The organism is Aeromonas sp. PI_26 (assembly GCF_027854445.1).
In the GTDB taxonomy this organism is placed as follows: Bacteria; Pseudomonadota; Gammaproteobacteria; order Enterobacterales; family Aeromonadaceae; genus Aeromonas; species Aeromonas veronii.
The window spans coordinates 178,635-197,922 of the sequence record NZ_JAJNOE010000005.1 but is presented as its reverse complement, the minus strand read 5'-3'; the positions used below and the strand labels follow the sequence as shown (position 1 = coordinate 197,922).

The window sequence follows — 19,288 nt, the reverse complement described above, 5'->3', positions numbered from 1 at the left end:
CTCATGAAATTCCTGCCCCTCCTACTCCTGTTGGCCTGTCACTCCTTGTGGGCCAAGGACATTCTCTGGATGAACAATGGCGATCGTCTGACCGGCAACATCGAGGAGGTGACCGAACAGTCGGTGCGCATCGCCCTGCCCTACAGCGGCGCAGTCACCGTCCAGCGGGAGGCCATCAAACGCTGGCGCATCGATAAAGAGGACAACCCCAAGGCAACGGCAAAGGGTGGGCTCAAGCTGTTCGAGGACGACCAGGATGAACGCAACGCCTGGCTCTGGACCGGCAGCGGCGATCTCAATGTCAAACTCAAACAGAATGACAAGCAGACCAACAACGTCAACCTCAAGTGGAAAAGCGAGCTGGCCAATCTGGACTGGCGTTACAGCTTCTCCGGTGAATATACCTATGAGACCGCTGACAACGTCACCGACAGCCATGATTATCAGCTCAACCCTACGCTGGACTACTTCTTCAACCAACAGTGGTTCTTGCGCACCTCACTCGATGCCGAATATGACATGCTGGATAAAGATCGCTATCTCTACATGGACTATGGCTCGGGGCCTGGCTACCGCTTCTGGAACGACAAACGCCGCCGACTGGAGCTGATGGCCCAAGGGGGATTAAGCCGACTCTACTTCCGTGAAGATAGCGAGGTTCCCAAGATTTTTCTGGGTGAACGGGTCATTGACTACCCCTTCGCCGGTTTTAACTGGGATTATCGCCAACCTTTCTCCCTCTGGCAGGAGAAAATGGAGCTGTTCAGCCAGGGGCGCTATCTGAAATATCTGGCACAAGCCTCCCCCTATTTCACTCGTAATCAGGATCTGAAAGGCAGCATAGGATTGCGCTACTACTTCAACGACCATCTGCGCCTCTCCTGGTCGAGTGAGCTGGATTGGGAAGATGCTGACATCCTTGTCGACACAGGCAGCCCGGAACCCCGGGAGAGCGAATTCAGACACCTGCTCAGCCTTGGCGCCAGTTTCTAGTCCCCCCCACCCCAACACGCAAAGAGGAGCCAAATCGGCTCCTCTTTGCTTCAGGCAGAAAGGCTCGCTAGATCAGCCCCCAAGCGGCAATCTGGTAGATCCATACCATCGCCAGCAGGGTGCCGACCAGCCCCATGATGACGCCGATGCGCACCATCTGGTGACTCTCCACCAGACCGGTGGCGTGGGCCAGCGCATTGGGCGGGGTACTGATAGGCAGCGACATCCCAAGCGAAACCGAAATGGTAACCGCCAGGATCAAGGTGTGGCTGCCGCCCCACTCTGCCAGCTCCGGCATGCTGACCGCCAGTGCCGCCACCAGTGGCAGCAACAGGTTGGCGGTTGCGGTATTGGACATAAAGTTGGCCATCACCACTGCCAGCAGACAGGCGCCGATCAGCACCGCCAGCGTGGAGTATTCGTGGAACGGAATATGGGTGATGAGCCGCTCGGCCAACCCGGAGTCCTCCAGCGCCAGCCCCAGCGCGATACCGCCCGAGACCAGCCAGAGCACGTCGAGGGAGATCTTGTGCAGATCGTCCTTGGTGATGATGCCGGTGGTCAGGAACACCGCCACCGGGATCATGGCGACCACGTAGGAGCTCATGCCATGCAGATCCCCCAGTAGCCAGAGCACTATGGTGGTGATAAAGGTGAGGTAGACCACCCAGGCGCGAGGGGTCTGCATAAAGCGCCCCTCAATCTTGAGATCCATCCGCTTGAGGGTGCTCGGGAAGAAGCGCCCCAGCAGAAACCAGCCAAGCAGCAACAGCAATACCACAAAGGGCACCGCAAATCCCATCCACTGGCCGAACGAGATGGCATGCTCGCCGGTCAGGTATTTGAGGGCCACCGCGTTGGGCGGAGTGCCGATGGGAGTGCCGATCCCCCCGAGGTTGGCCGCCAGCGGAATGGCCAGCACAAAGCCGATTTTGGCCGGGTCCTTGTCGGGAAACGCCGCCAGCACCGGGGTAAGGATGGCCAGCATCATGGCGGTGGTGGCGGTATTGCTCATAAACATGGAGAAGGTGGCGGTGATCAACATCAGCCCCAGCATGACGATCCGGGGATCCTGACCGAACGGGCGCAGCAGCACCCGCGCCAGATTGACGTCCAGATGGTACTTGGTCGCCGCAATGGCGAGGAAAAAACCACCGAGAAACAGCATGATGACCGGCGAGGCAAAGGTCGCCATCACCTCGGTGGACTTGAGCAGCTCACCAAACCCCGGTTCAGCCTTGTCGGCAGTCATGAACCAGAGCCCCTTGTCAGAGAGCAGCAGCAGCTCCAGCACGATGATCAGCACCGAGGTAGCAAAGATAGGGATGGGCTCCAGGATCCAGCAGAGAGCGGCCAGCACGAAAATGGCCACGACCCGCTGCTCGATGACGGTGATCCCCTCCAGCGGGATCCAGTGGGTCGGGATCAGCAGGATAGTGAAGCTCAGCAGCAGTGGCAGAATAATCTTGTTATTGATGGGCACTATTGTCTCCAGGATCGGGAGTAAGAAGCCAATAGTGGCATAACATGCTATCGCCTCACGCGGCCAACTCGCCAAAATGAGAGCTGGCTAACTGCACGGCGCACCGTTTTGTGAGTCATATCAAGCTGGGGTCGGCGCGCTATGGCTGACGCCTCAGCCCTTGCAACAAACAGGCAAAAAAACGGGCCCGCTGTTCGTTGCACACGACAGCGGGCCCGTTTCACCATTCATGCCGATGAGAGAGCTCAGAAGTAGATGCGGGTCACCGACTCGATGACGCAACCCGGGCGGCGGATCCCTTCGATCTCAACCTTGATCTCTTTGAGCAGCTCCAGCCCACCCTTGATGGGGGTGACCCGGGCCAGCTTGGTGCGGGCACGGATGTTGCTGTCCACCTTGATGGGGTACGGGAAACGTACCTGATCCAGCCCGAAGTTCACCACCATGCGGGCGGTCGGGAACTCGGGGGTGGCCTCATCGACCGAGCCGGTCAACTGCGGCAGCAGCGCCAGGGTCAGGAAGCCGTGGGCGATGGTGGTCTTGAAAGGCGACTCGGCGGCCGCACGCTCAGGATCGGTGTGGATCCACTGGTGATCCCCGGTCACTGCAGCAAACTGATCGATCATCTGCTGGCTGACGTGCAGCCACTCGCCGACATGGGTCTCTTCACCAATGCGAGCCTGCAGGGCGGCATAGAGCTCGGCAGCCTCGGCTCCCAGCTCCACAGCGGGTTCCTGAGCCACGGCAGGCTGACCGTTGGCCACCCGTGCCACGGTTGCTGCATCCTGTTGCTGCTCGCTCTGGGTCTCGGTTTGCAAGTCCAGTACACGACCCAGCAAAGGGTGAAGATGTGCCTTTTGCTGAAACTCACGCCAGTAGTCGCGGATCGCCGGTGAGAGCCAATCCTTGAGCTCAAAGGGGTGCTGCGCCAAAATTTCGCGCTTGCGCTTCAGAAAATCGACAACTTTCATGTTCCGATCCCTATGTGATTCATTGCCTGTAAAGAGGTCTAACCAGTCCTATTTTATTAAAGTTTCAGCTGTAAGTGCAAAAAAATCTCGGCGTACACCTGTACCAAGGCGGAAGTAACTACTTACACCATGTAAACCAGCACGATCTGCCAATGAGGAAATCGATTGCCAAAGATGCCGCCAGCAGGGGAAACTCGCGGGACTCATCATGAAAAAAGGCCCTCATCGGGCCTTGTGGTGGGGAGTCAGCGCGCGCTCGACCAGCCGCTACGCAATCCCTCTTCATCCAGAAAGGACCAGGCAAGGATCCGGCTCACCTTGTTGCCCTGCGCCATGTCGATCACCCGTACCTGACGCGCACCCACTCGGCTCAACGCCTTTTTCGCCCCCGGCAGGTTCTCTTTTTTCGACACCAGCGAGCTGAACCAGAGGCACTGAGTGGCAAACTCCTTGCTCTGGGCAATCATGTTGGCCAGAAACGCCGCCTCGCCCCCTTCGCACCAGAGCTCGGCCTTCTGGCCGCCAAAATTAAGCACAGGAGTGCCTGTCACCTCCTTGCCCAGATTGCGCAGCTTGCGCTCCGTCCCCTTGCTCGCCTCTTCCAGCGACGCATGGAACGGCGGATTGCACAGCGTCAGAGCGAAGCGCTCCTTTGGCCCTATGATGCCGCGAAACACATGGTTGGGGTTACCCTGCAAACGACACTCAATCTGGTTGCCGAGTCCGTTGCTCTTGGCCAGCAAGGTGGCCGCCTTGACCGAGACCGGATCGATATCCGATCCCACAAAACGCCAGCCATATTCGCGGGCACCCAGCAGCGGATAGATGCAGTTTGCCCCCACCCCGATATCCAGCACCCTCACCCCCTTGCCGGTAGGGAGCTGGCCTGCGCTCTCGGCCAGCAGGTCGGCCGCCCAGTGCAGGTAGTCCACCCGTCCCGGGATAGGCGGGCAGAGGTAACCGGCAGGCAAGTCCCAGTGGGCAATCCCGTAGTGATGGGCCAGCAGGGCGCGATTGAGGGTCTTCACTGCATCGGGATCGGCAAAATCGATGGTGCGGGTGCCGTAGTCATTGATAAAGACATGAGCGGCCAATTCGGGAGTTCGCAGGCAGAGCGCCTCAAAGTCGTAACCCGCCTGATGGCGATTACGGGAGTGAAGTCCGGATTTGCGGTCGCCCGACTTGGGGCCACCGGCTGATGGTATGCGGGGTTTCATGCTGAGCCTGCCGAAGAAAACGGGCCCACACTATAGTGATTTGACTCGGGAAAGTCTAAACGAGGGCAATAAAAAACCGGGCTATCGAGCCCGGTTCAAGTGAGGTTGGAAAAACAGTCCGTACTGCGAGCCGTTTGTCCAGCCTGACTCAGATATCGATCCGGCGAGCTTGCCAGAACTTGTTGCGCCAATATTGGCTATCCAGCTTGGAGCGCGTCACACCGGCTCGGGTCGAGGCGTGGATGAATTCGCCATTGCCGACATAGATACCAACGTGGTTGAGACGACGATTGATTTTGAAGAAGACCAGATCACCCTCGACCAGATCCTGCTTGGAAACGCGCGTCCCTTCGTGGACTTGGGAGCGGGTATCGCGGGGTAATTCGATACCGACGGCATTGCGGAACACTTCACGGGCAAAGGCGGAACAGTCGATACCGCGCTGGCTGCTGCCACCCATCCGGTACGGAACACCACGCCACTCTTTGTATACAGTCAGGATTTCATTCACATCAGGTGTCTGGGAAGCTTCCGGTTCGATGACAGGTTCAACCATGGAAACTTCGATCTTGCTCGCGACCTCGGGTTGGGGTGCCGAGGCACAACCCACCATTCCGAGCGCGACCAGCAGTAGCATCAGGTGGCGCAATCCTTTATCCCCGCTAAATAGTAAATCTTGTTAAAATACGGCCCCAAAGGGCAATTTATAAGGCAACAGCACCCGACTATATCCAAGAATTCTATCGAGGCAAGTGAAAATCCCTATCAAGCTCACATTTTTGCAAGGAAATGCACGATTTTTCATAATTAATGTGATCATGCCCAAACAATATACAATCGCAAAAAGAGCCTTGGGCCTCCTAGATAACTGGCTTTTATCCCTGCTTCAGCACCTTTTTAAAGTGAAAAATCATGATCGAAACCGATCTTTTTTTGTTAAAACCGGCCAGGGTATGCCAGGAACTGCTTGCTCAATTGCCTGAATGGCTGTCAACCGATGAGCAGCATATCTGGCAAGCCATGACCCATCCTGAACGGCGTCAGGAATATCTGGTGAGCCGCGCCCTGCTGCGCCAGCTATTGGCTGAGCGGCTGCAACAGCCTGCCGCCAGTCTGCAATTTTGCAACGGCCCCCACGGCAAGCCCCGACTGCATGATGATGCTTGGCAGTTCAATCTGAGCCACAGTGGCAGCTGGCTGGTGTTGGCGCTCTGCCCGCAGGGGCCGCTTGGGGTGGATATCGAACTGGGCAAACGGCGGCATCATCCCCTCCCCCTGGCCCGCCGGTTTTATGCACAGAGTGAATATGAGTGGCTCTGCGCACAGCCTGCTCAAGAGCAGGAGAGCGCCTTCTACAGGCTCTGGTCGCGCAAGGAGGCGGTACTGAAAGCCCACGGTGGCGGCATAGCGGCGGGACTGGAGAAGGTACGGTTTCTCCCGGAGGAAGGATGGCGACTCGACAACCAGCTCGATGACACCCCTTATCAGGTACAGGATTGGCCCTTTGCCAGCGGCTGGCTCAGCCTCGCAGCGGCGGCAGCCCCTGTGACCTTTTACCGGCTGGATGAGCGCTTGAATTGCCACTCGCTTAACCCCATGTTACTCAACACCCTTTCTGAAGAGTCCAACTCATGATCGTCGACATTACTCCCCAGAATTTTCACGCTGAACTTATCGATGCGTCCATGAAGAAGCCGGTCGTCATCTATTTCCATGCTCCGCAGATGCCGGAGTGTCAGGGGATGACACCGCTGATCGAATCACTGGTTGGGCCCGCCAATGAGCAGGTCACCCTGGCCAAGGTGGATATGAACGATCCCCAGTTGCAGCCGCTGGCCAGTCAGCTCGGCCTGCGCGCCCTGCCGGCGCTGGTGCTGTTTCATCAGGGTCGCCCTGACGAACAGGGGATCATCGAAGGACCGCAGGATGAAGCCACCCTGCGCCAGTATTTCGCCGCCTTCGCCCCCAAAGAAGAGGAAGAGTTGCTGGCCAAGGGGCAACAAGCACTGGCTGACGAGCAGCCCAGCATCGCCTATGCCCATCTGACCAAGGCACACCAGCTGGCTCCTGAACGTCACGACATCAGCCTGTGGCTCATTCAAGCTGCGCTCGACCTCAACCTGCTGGATGAAGCGCAGGAGCGCCTCGGCACCATCCCGATGGCGGCGCAGGATAGCCACTTCCATACTCTGAGCTCACGGCTGGCGCTGGCCCTGCAAGCGGCAGACAGCCCGGAGCTGCGCGCGCTGGAAGCCCGTCATGCAGAACAGCCCGATGATTTTGCCCTGGCTCAGGAGCTGGCAGTGCAATACAACCAGGCAGGCCGTCAGGAAGAGGCGTTGGGACTGCTGCTGGAGATCCTCAAGCGGGATTTGGCATTCGGCGATGCCAGAAAGACCTATCTCGATATTCTGGCGACCATGGGCAGCACACCGGCGGCGCAGAGCTACCGTCGCAAACTCTATAGTCTGCTCTACTGATCGGAATCGAACTGGCTGGTAATGATGGGGGAGTGCCGGGAGACCGGCATGACCTCATGGGTCAAGTACGAAGAAGGTATTGTGGGAATAGTGGAGATACGGTGAATTTCAGGCAAAAAAAAATGGCGCAAAACTGCGCCATTTTTTTCGCATGGATTACTTCTTGTAGGAAGTAGCCATGTTGTCGATGCGCTGGTTAGCACGCATAGCTTCTTGCTTGGCTTCGGCAACATCAGCAGCGATTTTGGACTGATCAGCACGAACTGCGCTAACATCTTGAGCCAGTTGGTCAACTTTGTTAGACAGATTCTGAACGGAAGTTTCCAGTTCGCTGGTGTTTGCACAACCGCCCAGCAGAGCGGACAGACCAACAACACCTACCAACAACAATTTTTTCATTTTTAAAGCTCCCTTGAACTCGCCAGACGTTTAGCAAGCGGCGTGATTATGGCACAAAAAAATCCTACTTTGCATAGTCCCCACCACAGATAAATGCATTAAAACCCTCATTTTTTTTTGAATGAACAGTTTTTGTCCAGATTCGTCTAAAAAATGAGTGCCGTGTGGTGGGGGCACGGACAAAGGTTAACCAAATTTTTGCCTTATTACAATTTCGTATGAGGCTCAGGCTGTACGTTCTGACAACAATTGACGATATTGCACCAGATCCTCGATGGTCAGCACCGGCATCTGGTGCTTGCGACCGAACGCAACCAGGTCTGGCAGACGCGCCATCGAGCCATCTTCTTTGGTCAATTCACACAACACACCAAACGGTTTGAGGCCAGCCAGCTGCATCAGATCGACCGTCGCTTCGGTATGACCACGGCGGGTAAGCACCCCACCGGTTCGCGCCCGCAGCGGGAAAACATGACCCGGGCGGTGCAGATCACCCGGTTTGGCGCCGTCTGCGATGGCTGCACGGATGGTGGTGATGCGATCAGCCGCCGAGACACCGGTCGTGACCCCCTGCGCCGCTTCGATGGTCACAGTAAAGGCGGTCTGGTAGTGGCTGGAGTTGGCCTCCACCATCATCGGCAGTTCGAGCTGGCGAACCCGCTCATCGGGCAGGCAGAGGCAGACGATGCCGGAGCACTCGCGGATCATCAGCGCCATCTGTTCATTGGTCATGGATTCAGCGGCGAAAATGAGGTCGCCCTCGTTCTCCCGATCTTCATCGTCGGCCACCAGCACACCGCCTCCGGCACGCAAGGCAGACAGCGCCGCTTCGACACGGGCAACGGGATCACCGAATTCACTGAGTAGAGACTGATTCATGGTAAAACTCCTAAACAAGACAAGGACCAGAATCAGGGCATGGAAAGGCAGACAGAGACGGGCATGCAGCGGCCAGCCCACAAGGGCCAACGCGGCAAGGTCTGTCTTATCCTCTTTCATCCGGACTATGACCGTCGGCTCCGGCATCTCACCGGATCTGCTGACCCCGACCCAGCAATCAGCCAAGTCGGGCGCTCGCGGGCTCCCCGAGTCAATCGGGATACCGCCGGTGGGGAATTGCACCCCGCCCTGAGAATAAGCGCAGACAGCCTAAAGAAAAACGGTTGCAGATACCAGCCAAAATCCCCCGCAGGCTGAAAAGCGTTTCAACATTGCGCCCGGGATCGCGCTCTGCAGCCCGATCGCCAGCACGAGAGGCCATGACTGGCGAATTTCTTTATGGCGCGGATCGGTTTATGGCATAGTTCCCGAAACAAAAAACAGGGCCCGAAAAGAGAGCCTGAACAACGCTGCCGGCGCAGACAGCAGCGCCAACACCACAAACGGAAAATGACAGAGATGGAAAAGAAAATACTGCTCACGGATTGCCCGGATGCCAAAGGGCTCATCGCCAAGATCACCAACATCTGCTACAAGCACCAGCTCAACATCATCAAGAACGATGAGTTTGTGGATCACGAGAATGGCCGCTTCTTTATGCGTACCGAGCTGGAGGGGCGCTTCAACGACGAGACCCTGCTTGCCGACCTCGATGATGCCCTGCCCACCGGGGCACAACGCCGTCTGGTCAAGGCGGGCAAGAAGCGCATCGTCATCCTGGTGACCAAAGAAACCCACTGCCTCGGCGATATTCTGATGAAGAACTACGCGGGCGCGCTGGATATGGATATCGTCGCGGTGATCGGCAACTACGACACCCTAGCCGAGCTCACCGGCAAGTTCGATATCCCGTTCCACACCGTCAGTCACGAGGGTCTGAGCCGTACCGAGCATGAAGAGCAGGTGCGCGCCATCATCGACAGCTATGAGCCTGACTATGTGATCCTGGCCAAGTACATGCGGGTGCTGACCCCGAGCTTCGTCGAGGCCTATCCGCGCAAGATCCTCAACATCCACCACTCCTTCCTGCCCGCCTTTATCGGTGCCCGCCCCTACCGGCAGGCGTTTGATCGCGGCGTCAAGCTGATCGGTGCCACCGCCCACTTCGTGACCGACGATCTGGATGAAGGCCCCATTGTCGAACAGGACGTGATCCACGTCGGTCACGCCTTCAGTGCGGACGACATGGCCAAGGCGGGTCGGGATGTGGAGAAATCGGTGCTGAGCCGCGCGCTGGAGCTGGTACTGAACGAGCGGGTGTTCGTCTACGGCAACAAGACGGTGGTCTTCAAGTAATCCGCCCACACGGCACGTATGCAAACGCCAGAAACAACAACGGCTCCCGCGGGAGCCGTTGTTGTTTTTTACGCCGAGTGTCAGAGCGGCAGATCGTTTACCGTCACCGCGCCCTTCTCCAGCTTCAGCTCGGAGGTCAGCGCTTGCTTGTCGGCCTTCAGATAACCCATCAGGGTCAGCTGATCGAGCATGGGGGCCAGTTGCGGCACCGCCTTGCCCAGCTTGTCGCTGAGGCTGGCATGCAGCACGCCGGAGAGGGCCTGCATTCCCGCGTCGCTGTTAAACAGCTGCTCCAGCGAGGTGGAGGCCAGCTTCACGTCCCCCTTCATGGTCACCGCCTCACCGTTGAGCTTGGCGCTGAGATCGGCCAGTTCAAGGGTCGCGCCACGTTTGAGCATCTTGTCCAGCGCCTGCTGGATGACGGCATCTTCAACTCCCTTGCCACCGGCGGCCTGCAGCCCCTGATACCCTTCCAGATCCAGACCGTTGAGGTTGAGCGCCAACTTGCTGTCGGTCACCGCCAGGGTGTCGGTCTCGTTCTCCAGATCCAGCTTGGCAATTTTCATCTGATAGCTGCTGGAGAGGGTCTGGGCATCATCACCGGTCAGCTGAGTCTCGGTAGTCATCCCCTGCAGGGCAACCTTGACGCTGTCAGGCAGTTGTACCGTGAGGGCCGAGAGGGTCATCTCGCTCTGGGGCGAGAGGAGCACACCGCTGATCTCGGCAATGTCGGCACTCCCTTTCAGATCGGCAAGCACCAAGTCCATCTTGCTCTGCTCTTCGTGAACTGTCATCCCCTGCCAGGTCATGGTGAGGTGACCATTCCCCTCCAGATTGCCGTGGAACTCACCGCTCAGGGGCAGGAAGCTGAACTCGTCCAGCCCCTGTTTGATCTTGAATTCATTGGCCCAGAAACGGCTGCTGTTACCCTGGGTCCAGAGACTGGTGACCGACTCCAGACCGAGTTCCCACTGCTCCATGCCCAGTGCGGTGAAAACCGGCGCTAGCGTGCCATTATGGGTATCGAGCAGGAAGTGGCTCTTGATGTAGAGCGGCAGGATCTGGCTCTTGACCACCAGTTGCAACTCGATGGGCTGACTGCCCTCCAGCTCGCTGTCGATGGCAGCCAGCTCCTCCGGCGTCACCACGACCTTCAGGATCCCGTCACGGGTGAAGAGGTTGCTGCTACCCGGCAGCCACTGCATGTCGAGCCCGCTCTCTTTCTCCACCTTGGCGATCTGCTCCGCCATGATGTTGTCGAAGCTGTTGCCCGTGTACCAGCACGCAGCCAGACCACCACCTACCAGTGCCGCACCCACGGCGAGGGCCACTATCTTTTTCATATATCCATGTGTCTCCAGGGAGTTGTCACTGCACTCTACGGGGCGGACTCGGGGCTAGGCAAGTCCAATCAGATGGCGAGTCCACTTTCTTGCGGCTCGCCACAACATCACAACAAGGGGCTGAAGAGATAGAAGATGTTCTCCATCGCCTTCTTGTACCAGGGGCGGGCCTGCCATTGGGCCAGGGTCATCGGGGTGGCTTCCGCCATATAGCCCTGCACCAGCCTGGTCATCTGGGCAACGAACGAGGGGTTATCCACCAGCAGGGTCACCTCGAAGTTGAGCCAGAGGCTGCGCCGATCCAGATTGACCGTCCCCACCAGAGCGAAGTCATCATCCACCAGCACGCTCTTGGTATGGAGCAGACCGGCATCGTAGCGGTAGATCTCCACCCCGGCCGCCAGCAGCTCCTCCATAAAGGCGTTGCAGGCGTAATTGGCCATGATGGAGTCGTTGCGTGCCGGCAACACCAGCTGCACCTGCACCCCGCGCGCCGCTGCCGAACTGAGTGCGGCCGCCAGCGGATCGTCGGGTACAAAGTAGGGGGTTGTCAGCACCAGATGGCTGCGTGCCTGATAGATGGCCAGCAGCAGGCTCTGCTGGATGCAGTCGCCGCCGACGAAGGGACCGGACGGGATCAGCTGGGCGCGGTAGTTGGTCTGGGGCCAGGCCTCCGGCTCATGTTGCAGACTGTCGAGCAGCCGCTCGCCGGTCTCCATCTCCCAGTCCCAGACAAAGATCGACCACATCAGCGGCACCATGGGCCCCTGCACCCGGATCATGATGTCGACCCACTGGCCGACCCCGGCATCCTGCTTGAAGAAACGGGGATCCACCATGTTCATGGAGCCGGTGTAACCCACCCTGTCATCAATCACCACCAGCTTGCGGTGCATCCGCAGATCCTGACGCTGGAACAGAATGCGCCAGGCGCCGACCGGCAGCACCTCCACCAGCTTGACCCCCGCCTTGCGCAGCTTTTTGGGCCAGTGGGAGCGGAAGAACTGTTTACTGCCCACCGAATCGAGCAGCAAGCGACAATCCACGCCGCGTTGCGCCACTTCAATGAGCGCCTCGCACACCTCGTCGGCATCGCCGCCCGGATGCCAGATATAGAACTCCAGATAGCAAGAGAGCGTCGAGCGACGGATATCCTGGGCTATCTCGCGCAAGATCCAGTCCGGCTTGTTGAGCAAGGTCATGCGGTTGCCTGAGAGCATCGGCATGGCGAGCCGTCCCTGGATCAGATCGTGCAGCGGCTGTGCCTTGGCGCCCACTTCACAGCAGTGCTGCGGGAACAGACGGGCCAGTTGGCGGATCCAGATGGCATAAGGGCGATACATGGCCTGGGCGCGCTCGGCACGGCGGCGCCCCAGCTTTATTTCACCAAACAGCACATAGAAGCCCACCCCGGCAAACGGAATGGCATAGATCAGCGCCAGCCAAGCCAGCGACACCCCGATGGGACGGCGTTTCATCACCACCCGAAACGACACACCGGTAACAATCACGGTATGAAAAAGCAGTAGCAGCCAACCCAGAAAACGGGAAAACAGCAGTTGAAGATCGTGTTCCAGACCGTTAAACAACGGGGACTCCTTCTAATCGACAAACAGCGCGGTGGGCAGACCCCAACCGGCCGGGATGGTATGCTGTAAGGCAAATCCATTCTATCAGGTCGCACGCATGATCCTGCAATCTATGCTGCTCAGCCTGGCCATGCTAGGCCAAGGCTCATATGACATCAATGAGCAACAGATAAACCAGTACCTGCAATCTCAGGTGCAAGTCGACAAACAGCTGGAGCTGCCGGGCATCATCAAGGCCCATGTGACGCTTGAGCAGAGCGACGTCCAAATCGGTCGCCAACGCCCCGATACCGCCCGGGTCTATGGCAAGGGCAAGCTCAAAATCGCCCTGCCAGACAATACCGAATATGACGCCCGCCTGCAGATGACCTATGAGGCGAGACCCCGCTATGACAAGAGCCAGAGTGCCCTGTTTCTCGATAACATGAAGCTGGTGGAGTACAAGCTGGAGCCGGAGGCGGCCGAGAAGAAGTTCGGGCTGATGCTCAACATGCTACTGCAAAGCATGGAGAAGCGGCTCGAGACCAAACCGGTCTACAAACTCAATGACAAGGATCCGGATCAGGCTTGGCTGAAGGAGAATCTGCTGGGGCTGGAGCTGTCACCGGGCAAGATCCACCTGCTGACCAAACCGCGCTAAACCGCTCAATTCAGGAGGGGCTGGGTGGTATCCCGTACCAACAGCTCCACCTGATACCCCTGCTGCTGCTGCCGCTCGTAGAGGGAGAAAAGCGACCCGCTCAATTGATTGAGGGGCATATCGGCAAACCCGGCCTTGAGATAGAAAGGCTTCTCGAAGGGCAGCGCCTGACAGACCACAGGTTTGTCCAACAGACCGTGACAGGCGTGCTGCAACAGCCGAGATCCCAATCCCAGCGACTGGTAATGGGGCAACAGGCGAAAGCCGCACAGATGGTAAAACTCCTCCTCGTCCCGCAACCGAACCGCCCCCACCAGCCAGTGAGCATCACGTACGACAAAGATCCGCTCGGCCAGATCCGGCACATAGTGGGAAAAAGTCGTCTCGTAATAGTCCCTGATAAGGGAGAGGTCGGCGTCGCAGTACTCTTCGAAAGTGAGTTCCATCGCCAGCTTGCTTGTCACAGACAAATCCTTTGATAATCAGTTATTAGTGCCAGATACGGTGCGCTAATCCGACCACATGACGCCAGCACGATAGCATGCCTTTCGTCAACAAAAAAGCGGACGTCGCGGGCAGCTTGCTTACCCGGTGGAAGAGGCCATGACCCACCGCCCGACTGTCAAAACCGTGCTTTATGATGACAATCCTTTATTGCGGCGGATACTTTGATCCCGGTCACCGAATCGGATCATTTGCCCCCTGTTGGCCGCTTGTTCTGCCCTCGTCATGATGCTTTACTCAACATGGTCATCACAAGAAGGAGTATTAGGGTTGAAAGCATGGATGCTGGCAGGCCATATGTTGTTGATCCCCCTGAGCGGATGGAGCCAGACTCCCCCTCCCGCGGAGGTGATCTTCCTGACCGCCGCTCCCTCCCCCTTGCGTCCGAGCAAAGATGCCACTCCCGCCTCACAACCCGACACCGCTCAAACGACGGCAGTCGCCACCAACGGCAAGAAGCAGATCCAGGTCTATAAATCGGTGCAACAAAACGGGGTGGTTCGCTACTCCGACATGGCGCCCGAACAGGGCCATTACGAGCTGCTGCTGTTCAACGACTGCTTCGCCTGCGACCCCAAATCCAGCGTCAACTGGCAGACCACAGGGCTGTTTCTCTATGACTATGCCAGCACCATCAAGGCGGCCGCCAAAACCTATCAGGTTGAGCCGGCGCTGATCCGGGCGCTGATCCATGCGGAATCCGCTTTCAATCCGCTGGCGGTCTCCCGCAAGGGGGCGATGGGGCTGACCCAGCTGATGCCCGCCACAGCGCGGGAGTTGGGGGTCGGCAATGCCTTGCTGGCGGAGCAGAATATCTTCGGCGGGGTGAAATACCTGGCGGGACTGCTCAAGCAGTATGATGGCAACGTGGCGCTGGCGACTGCGGCCTACAACGCCGGCGCGGGCGCCGTACAAAAACATGGCGGCATCCCGCCCTATGCGGAAACCCGTGCATATGTGGAGCGCGTCCAGCTCCTCCACCTGCGCTACAAAGAGATGCTGCAGGCCAAAGGGCTCTGAGGTTAGCCTCGGTTAATGCTCTTTTCTCGCCCCTCCAAAAACAAAAAACACGCCCGCAGGCGTGTCGATACCACACTTTGTTTCGCAAATGATTACTTCTGCTCAGTCGCCACCAGGCGATAAGCCAGCGCACCCAGAATGGCACCGACAATCGGGGCAACCCAGAACAGCCACAGCTGGCTGATAGCCCAGTCACCGACAAACAGCGCAACACCGGTACTGCGGGCCGGGTTGACCGAGGTATTAGTCACCGGAATGCTGACGAGGTGGATCAGGGTCAGGCACAGACCGATGGCGATCGGCGCGAAACCGGCAGGCGCACGGCTATCAGTAGCCCCCATGATGACGAACAGGAAGAAACCGGTCATCACCATTTCGCACACCAGTGCGGCAGTCAGACTGTAACCACCCGGAGAGTGCTCACCGTAGCCGTTGGAAGCAAAACCGGCAGAGAGATCAAACCCGGCCTGACCGCTGGCAATCACGTAAAGCACGGCAGCAGCGGCAATGCCACCCAGCACTTGCGCCACGATATAAGGCAGTACACCGGATGCCGGAAAACGACCACCCGCCCACAGACCAACGGTCACGGCCGGATTGAGGTGGCAACCGGAGATATGGCCTATGGCAAACGCCATGGTCAGCACGGTCAGACCGAAAGCCAGCGAGACCCCCAGCAGACCAATCCCGACGTGAGGGAAGGCTGCAGCCAGCACGGCACTGCCGCACCCGCCCAATACCAGCCAGAAAGTGCCCATAAACTCAGCAGCAACAGGTTTCACATTATTTCTCCCATTTGAGATAACACCGAACAAGACCCGAGAAGGGCCCATGCTTGAACAAGCGCAGCATTATGGGAGTGTGAGTCCAGATTGCGAACCCGGCAGGCAGGGCTCACTGAATGTGATATTCGTCACAATTTGTTGATTAGATAAGAGATTTATCATTAAGACAGCTGGCTGCACGTCTCATGCCCAAGGGCGTCATGCGACAACTTGTGACACCATTTAGCTCGAGTGCTCATCCCTTGAGCGATAAAAACGGAGGCATGGTCAGTCTCCTGCCGGGGCAAAACGGCTGACAACCTGCCCCTGATACTCAATCCACTCCATAAACATGGCGACGGGGCGGGCATAGACCTGACCATCCTGCTCGGATTGATAAATTACCAGCTGCTCCTGGGTTTCGGTATGCAGAGCCAAGGCAAGCACTTGATAGTAACCCCCCTTGAAGTGACGATAGCGGCCTGGAACGGGTGCTTGCATGGGAAAACCTCGCAGAAGTGAACACCGATGAGGAACCACATAAAGATGACACCATGAGTGCCATTCAACTCATCGAAAAGGGGGACGAAGACGATTTTTTACACAAGCCAATCGTGCCACAGGATCCGGATATTGCAACACAGTCAGGCAGCTTTGTTAATTCGTTCCCCATGTTTCACTAGTTAACCTTGGTTAGCACCAAAGATCGTGCTGAATTTAACGTTCTAGCAACCCTGTTTTAGGGCTAAAAATCAGGGAATTCTTCTAAAAAGAGGATTGTTCTAGCATTCAATTCTGTGAAGAATAGGGGAAAAGAAATTTGATACTAAAAATCGCCTTTTTCGCCAACGCGTCCCTGTGGGGAAGGAATCACTGTCACCATGTTCACAATCGACAAGTCGCACAAGCTCGACGATGTCTGCTATGACATCCGCGGCCCGGTGCATAAAGAGGCTCGCCGTCTCGAAGACGAAGGCCACCGCATTCTCAAGCTCAACATCGGCAACCCGGCCCCGTTCGGCTTTGATGCGCCGGAAGAGATCATCAAGGATGTCATCCTCAACATGCCGCTGAGCCAGGGCTACTGCGACTCCAAGGGGCTCTTCTCTGCCCGCAAGGCAGTGATGCAGTACTACCAGCAAAAAGGGATGCGCAAGGTCGATATCGATGACATCTATATCGGCAATGGCGCCAGCGAGCTGATCGTGATGGCGATGCAGGCGCTGCTCAACAATGGCGACGAGATGCTGGTCCCCTCCCCCGACTACCCGCTCTGGACCGCCGCCGTCACTCTCTCCGGTGGCCATGCGGTGCACTATCGCTGCGACGAAGGGGCTGACTGGTATCCGGACCTCGACGACATCCGCGCCCGCATTACCCCGCGCACCCGCGGCCTGGTACTGATCAACCCCAACAATCCGACCGGTGCCGTCTACGGCAGCGAGTTCCTGCTGGAGGTGATCGAGATCGCCCGCCAGCACAACCTCATCATCTTCGCCGACGAGATCTACGACAAGATCCTCTACGACGATATCTCCCACACCAGCGTCTGCACCCTGTGTGACGATGTGATGGTGGTGACTTTCAACGGCCTCTCCAAGGCCTACCGCGCCTGCGGCTTCCGTCAGGGCTGGATGGTCATCACCGGCCCCAAAGGCCGTGCCCGCGGTTACATTGAAGGGCTGGAGATGCTGGCCTCCATGCGACTGTGCGCCAACGTGCCGATGCAGCACGCCATCCAGACTGCGCTTGGCGGCTACCAGAGCATCAACGAGCTAATCCTGCCGGGCGGCCGCCTGCGCAAGCAGCGGGACAAGGCGTGGGAGCTCTTGAACGAGATCCCTGGGGTCTCCTGCGTCAAACCCAAGGGAGCGCTCTACATGTTCCCGCGCCTCGACCCCAAGGTATATGACATCCGCGACGATCAGAAGATGGTGTTCGACCTGCTGCAGCAGGAGAAGCTGCTGCTGGTGCAAGGCACCGGCTTCAACTGGCCGGCACCGGATCACTTCCGGCTGGTGTTCCTGCCCCGCGAAGAGGAGCTGGAGGATGCCATCGGCCGCCTCGCTCGCTTCCTCAAGGGCTACAAGCAGTAAGCAAAGCTCATGAAAAAGGCTCCCGCGGGAGCCTTTTTGTTATCTGTCGTTTTCAATCCGCACCATCAGCCGTGCAGCAGGGCTCCGGCCACCAGTACCGCCATGGTGATGAGAGCCACACCGATGATAAAGGGCAGCACCCAACGCACGAAGCGATCGTAGGGGATCTTGGCGAGCGCCAGACCGGCCACCAGATGGGCAGCAGTGGGGGCAAACAGGTTGATCCAGCCGGAGGCGGACTGATAGGCGGTGATCACCAGATCCCGGGAGATGCCGGAGAAGTCAGCCAGCGGCCCCATCAGCGGCATGGAGACGGTCGCCAGCCCCGAGGTGGAGGGGATGAAGAAGCTCAGGATGATGTGCACCAGATAGGCCATCAGGATGAAGACCGACGAGGAGAGTCCGGTCACCAGCCCTTCGGCCCAGTGTAAAATGGTGTCGATGATGACGCCCTGCTCCATCACCACATAGATGCCGCGCGCCACCGCCACCACCAGTGCCACCCCGATCAGATCCCGAGCGCCGCTCAGGAAGGTCGCCACATAGTTGGACTCGGGCATCCGGTTGATCAGCGCAATCAGGATGGAGGAGCTGAAGAACAGGGTGGAGAGCTCGTCAAACCACCAGCCAAAGGTGGGCAGCACATCGATCCCCAAGTCCGACCAGGGCACCACCGCATAGATCATCAGCAGGAAGGTGCCGAAGAAGACCAGCATGGTGAGCTTCTGTTTGCCGGTGAAGGCGAGGTTGCCGCTCTTCATCTGGGAGAACTCGTCGTCATAGACGATATCGGCCAGCACGGAGCGGGACTTGTCCTGCTGCACCTGCTTGGCGTAGCGCATCACGAACCAGGAGGCAAAGATCACCAGCAGCAGCCACTGGATGACCCGCAAACCGATCCCCTCACCGATGGGAATGCCGGCAAAACCGGAGGCGATGCCGGTGGCAAACGGGTTGACGGTTGAGGCGAGCACCCCGACCCCGGAGCCGAGCAGGATAATCCCCGCCGCCACCATGCGATCGAAGCCCGCCGCCATCATCACCGGCACGATCAGCGCCCAAAAGGCCACCGTCTCCTCTGCCATGCCGAAGGTGGAGCCGCCGAGAGCAAACAGGGCGATCAGCACGGGAATAAGCAGCCGCTCGCGCCCGGCAAAGCCGCGCACTATGGCCCCCACCCCGGCATCCAGTGCCCCGCTCTGCATGGTCACCGCGAGAAAACCACCGATGATGAGCACGAACAACGCCACGTCGGCCGCCTTGTGAAAGCCCTGAATGGGGGCCTTGAGCACTTCGAATACCCCTTGCGGGTGGGCGGGGAGTTCGGTGTAACTGCCGGGCACCGGCAACAGCCGCTCGTCGCCGCTGTAATCGGCCACGGCCGCTGCCGCCACCGGCTGCTGGGTCTTGGCGGTGACATAGTCATATTTGCCCGCTGGCAGCACCCAGGTGAGGGCGGCCATCAGGGCGATGATAATAAAAAGCAGGGTATAGACAGTGGGAAGTTGGCGCTTCTTGGGCGCCTCGTTTGGAGTGGTCATAGCTTCCGTACCT

Annotated in this window: 19 protein-coding genes and 1 riboswitch; of the genes, 7 read left to right on the top strand and 12 right to left on the bottom strand. The window is 58.2% G+C overall.

The genetic code is table 11. The features are described from left to right. Positions 1-3: 3 nt before the first annotated feature. Positions 4-993 (top strand): DUF481 domain-containing protein, encoded by a 990-nt coding sequence (locus LRL22_RS08165; protein ID WP_270905130.1) that lies wholly within the window; start codon positions 4-6, stop codon positions 991-993. A gap of 67 nt (positions 994-1,060) precedes the next feature. On the opposite strand, the gene LRL22_RS08160 is transcribed toward LRL22_RS08165, so the two are convergent. From LRL22_RS08160 to LRL22_RS08145, 4 genes are all read right to left on the bottom strand, one after another. Continuing rightward, the gene (locus LRL22_RS08160; protein WP_270905129.1) at positions 1,061-2,476 is read right to left on the bottom strand and encodes an SLC13 family permease; all 1,416 of its coding nucleotides are present in this window, start codon (positions 2,474-2,476) and stop codon (positions 1,061-1,063) included. Between the two features lie 245 nt (positions 2,477-2,721). Next, positions 2,722-3,447, bottom strand: a complete 726-nt coding sequence (locus LRL22_RS08155) for a MaoC family dehydratase (protein WP_204483864.1) — start codon at positions 3,445-3,447, stop codon at positions 2,722-2,724. 245 nt (positions 3,448-3,692) lie between these two features. Beyond that, positions 3,693-4,664, bottom strand: coding sequence for a 23S rRNA (adenine(1618)-N(6))-methyltransferase RlmF (gene rlmF, locus LRL22_RS08150; RefSeq protein WP_270905128.1), 972 nt, complete (start codon positions 4,662-4,664; stop codon positions 3,693-3,695). A gap of 148 nt (positions 4,665-4,812) precedes the next feature. After that, a complete protein-coding gene (locus LRL22_RS08145) occupies positions 4,813-5,301 on the bottom strand; it encodes a C40 family peptidase (protein ID WP_005334331.1) in 489 nt (162 codons plus the stop codon). Positions 5,302-5,576: 275 nt separating this feature from the next. Between LRL22_RS08145 and LRL22_RS08140 the strand changes: the two genes are divergently transcribed. Further along, positions 5,577-6,299, top strand: a complete 723-nt coding sequence (locus tag LRL22_RS08140; RefSeq protein WP_270905127.1) for a 4'-phosphopantetheinyl transferase family protein — start codon at positions 5,577-5,579, stop codon at positions 6,297-6,299. Next, the gene (locus LRL22_RS08135) at positions 6,296-7,144 is read left to right on the top strand and encodes a tetratricopeptide repeat protein (RefSeq protein WP_270905126.1); all 849 of its coding nucleotides are present in this window, start codon (positions 6,296-6,298) and stop codon (positions 7,142-7,144) included. Before LRL22_RS08140 ends, LRL22_RS08135 begins: the two co-directional genes overlap by 4 nt. Before the next feature lie 156 nt (positions 7,145-7,300). On the opposite strand, the gene LRL22_RS08130 is transcribed toward LRL22_RS08135, so the two are convergent. Together LRL22_RS08130 and ribB are read right to left on the bottom strand one after the other, a co-directional pair. Beyond that, positions 7,301-7,543: an Lpp/OprI family alanine-zipper lipoprotein gene (locus tag LRL22_RS08130; protein WP_005334342.1), complete on the bottom strand. Its 243-nt coding sequence runs from the start codon at positions 7,541-7,543 to the stop codon at positions 7,301-7,303. A gap of 225 nt (positions 7,544-7,768) precedes the next feature. Beyond that, complete coding sequence (gene ribB / locus LRL22_RS08125; protein ID WP_005334344.1) at positions 7,769-8,422, bottom strand: 3,4-dihydroxy-2-butanone-4-phosphate synthase; 654 nt, start codon at positions 8,420-8,422, stop codon at positions 7,769-7,771. A gap of 104 nt (positions 8,423-8,526) precedes the next feature. Beyond that, positions 8,527-8,683, bottom strand: a riboswitch (FMN riboswitch). 258 nt (positions 8,684-8,941) lie between these two features. On the opposite strand from ribB, the gene purU reads away from it, so the two are divergent. Further along, a complete protein-coding gene (gene purU, locus LRL22_RS08120; protein WP_005344188.1) occupies positions 8,942-9,778 on the top strand; it encodes a formyltetrahydrofolate deformylase in 837 nt (278 codons plus the stop codon). Positions 9,779-9,858: 80 nt separating this feature from the next. Here the strand turns inward: purU and LRL22_RS08115 are convergent, their stop codons facing one another. Both LRL22_RS08115 and cls read right to left on the bottom strand, forming a co-directional pair. Next, the gene (locus LRL22_RS08115; protein ID WP_270905125.1) at positions 9,859-11,121 is read right to left on the bottom strand and encodes a DUF945 family protein; all 1,263 of its coding nucleotides are present in this window, start codon (positions 11,119-11,121) and stop codon (positions 9,859-9,861) included. Positions 11,122-11,228: 107 nt separating this feature from the next. After that, positions 11,229-12,710 carry a cardiolipin synthase gene (cls, locus tag LRL22_RS08110; RefSeq protein ID WP_005361740.1) on the bottom strand — a complete coding sequence of 494 codons (1,482 nt, stop codon included), beginning with the start codon at positions 12,708-12,710 and terminating at the stop codon, positions 11,229-11,231. Positions 12,711-12,807: 97 nt separating this feature from the next. Between cls and LRL22_RS08105 the strand changes: the two genes are divergently transcribed. Then, positions 12,808-13,350: a DUF1439 domain-containing protein gene (locus LRL22_RS08105; protein WP_005353308.1), complete on the top strand. Its 543-nt coding sequence runs from the start codon at positions 12,808-12,810 to the stop codon at positions 13,348-13,350. A gap of 5 nt (positions 13,351-13,355) precedes the next feature. On the opposite strand, the gene LRL22_RS08100 is transcribed toward LRL22_RS08105, so the two are convergent. After that, the gene (locus LRL22_RS08100; protein WP_041980377.1) at positions 13,356-13,796 is read right to left on the bottom strand and encodes a GNAT family N-acetyltransferase; all 441 of its coding nucleotides are present in this window, start codon (positions 13,794-13,796) and stop codon (positions 13,356-13,358) included. A gap of 328 nt (positions 13,797-14,124) precedes the next feature. Between LRL22_RS08100 and LRL22_RS08095 the strand changes: the two genes are divergently transcribed. Continuing rightward, entirely contained in the window at positions 14,125-14,874 is a 750-nt protein-coding gene (locus LRL22_RS08095; protein ID WP_021229320.1) for a lytic transglycosylase domain-containing protein, read from the top strand. Between the two features lie 92 nt (positions 14,875-14,966). Here the strand turns inward: LRL22_RS08095 and aqpZ are convergent, their stop codons facing one another. Both aqpZ and LRL22_RS08085 read right to left on the bottom strand, forming a co-directional pair. Beyond that, positions 14,967-15,656, bottom strand: a complete 690-nt coding sequence (gene aqpZ / locus LRL22_RS08090) for an aquaporin Z (RefSeq protein WP_005334357.1) — start codon at positions 15,654-15,656, stop codon at positions 14,967-14,969. Between the two features lie 270 nt (positions 15,657-15,926). Next, positions 15,927-16,139 carry a DUF1653 domain-containing protein gene (locus tag LRL22_RS08085; protein ID WP_270905124.1) on the bottom strand — a complete coding sequence of 71 codons (213 nt, stop codon included), beginning with the start codon at positions 16,137-16,139 and terminating at the stop codon, positions 15,927-15,929. Positions 16,140-16,519: 380 nt separating this feature from the next. Here LRL22_RS08085 and LRL22_RS08080 point away from each other — a divergent pair, with 380 nt between their 5' ends. Continuing rightward, positions 16,520-17,734 carry a pyridoxal phosphate-dependent aminotransferase gene (locus tag LRL22_RS08080; RefSeq protein ID WP_005334367.1) on the top strand — a complete coding sequence of 405 codons (1,215 nt, stop codon included), beginning with the start codon at positions 16,520-16,522 and terminating at the stop codon, positions 17,732-17,734. 65 nt (positions 17,735-17,799) lie between these two features. Here LRL22_RS08080 and LRL22_RS08075 read toward each other — a convergent pair whose 3' ends face one another. Then, positions 17,800-19,275, bottom strand: coding sequence for a YfcC family protein (locus LRL22_RS08075; RefSeq protein WP_270905123.1), 1,476 nt, complete (start codon positions 19,273-19,275; stop codon positions 17,800-17,802). Between the last annotated feature and the right edge of the window lie 13 nt (positions 19,276-19,288).

Bases quoted from the DNA above. Each gene is read 5' to 3' on its own strand.
- LRL22_RS08165 (WP_270905130.1), top strand. From the start codon at position 4: ATGAAATTCCTGCCCCTCCTACTCCTGTTGGCCTGTCACTCCTTGTGG.
- LRL22_RS08155 (WP_204483864.1), bottom strand. From the start codon at position 3,447: ATGAAAGTTGTCGATTTTCTGAAGCGCAAGCGCGAAATTTTGGCGCAG.
- rlmF (WP_270905128.1), bottom strand. From the start codon at position 4,664: ATGAAACCCCGCATACCATCAGCCGGTGGCCCCAAGTCGGGCGACCGC.
- LRL22_RS08145 (WP_005334331.1), bottom strand. From the start codon at position 5,301: ATGCTACTGCTGGTCGCGCTCGGAATGGTGGGTTGTGCCTCGGCACCC.
- LRL22_RS08140 (WP_270905127.1), top strand. From the start codon at position 5,577: ATGATCGAAACCGATCTTTTTTTGTTAAAACCGGCCAGGGTATGCCAG.
- LRL22_RS08135 (WP_270905126.1), top strand. From the start codon at position 6,296: ATGATCGTCGACATTACTCCCCAGAATTTTCACGCTGAACTTATCGAT.
- LRL22_RS08130 (WP_005334342.1), bottom strand. From the start codon at position 7,543: ATGAAAAAATTGTTGTTGGTAGGTGTTGTTGGTCTGTCCGCTCTGCTG.
- ribB (WP_005334344.1), bottom strand. From the start codon at position 8,422: ATGAATCAGTCTCTACTCAGTGAATTCGGTGATCCCGTTGCCCGTGTC.
- purU (WP_005344188.1), top strand. From the start codon at position 8,942: ATGGAAAAGAAAATACTGCTCACGGATTGCCCGGATGCCAAAGGGCTC.
- LRL22_RS08115 (WP_270905125.1), bottom strand. From the start codon at position 11,121: ATGAAAAAGATAGTGGCCCTCGCCGTGGGTGCGGCACTGGTAGGTGGT.
- LRL22_RS08105 (WP_005353308.1), top strand. From the start codon at position 12,808: ATGATCCTGCAATCTATGCTGCTCAGCCTGGCCATGCTAGGCCAAGGC.
- LRL22_RS08100 (WP_041980377.1), bottom strand. From the start codon at position 13,796: ATGGAACTCACTTTCGAAGAGTACTGCGACGCCGACCTCTCCCTTATC.
- LRL22_RS08085 (WP_270905124.1), bottom strand. From the start codon at position 16,139: ATGCAAGCACCCGTTCCAGGCCGCTATCGTCACTTCAAGGGGGGTTAC.
- LRL22_RS08080 (WP_005334367.1), top strand. From the start codon at position 16,520: ATGTTCACAATCGACAAGTCGCACAAGCTCGACGATGTCTGCTATGAC.
- LRL22_RS08075 (WP_270905123.1), bottom strand. From the start codon at position 19,275: ATGACCACTCCAAACGAGGCGCCCAAGAAGCGCCAACTTCCCACTGTC.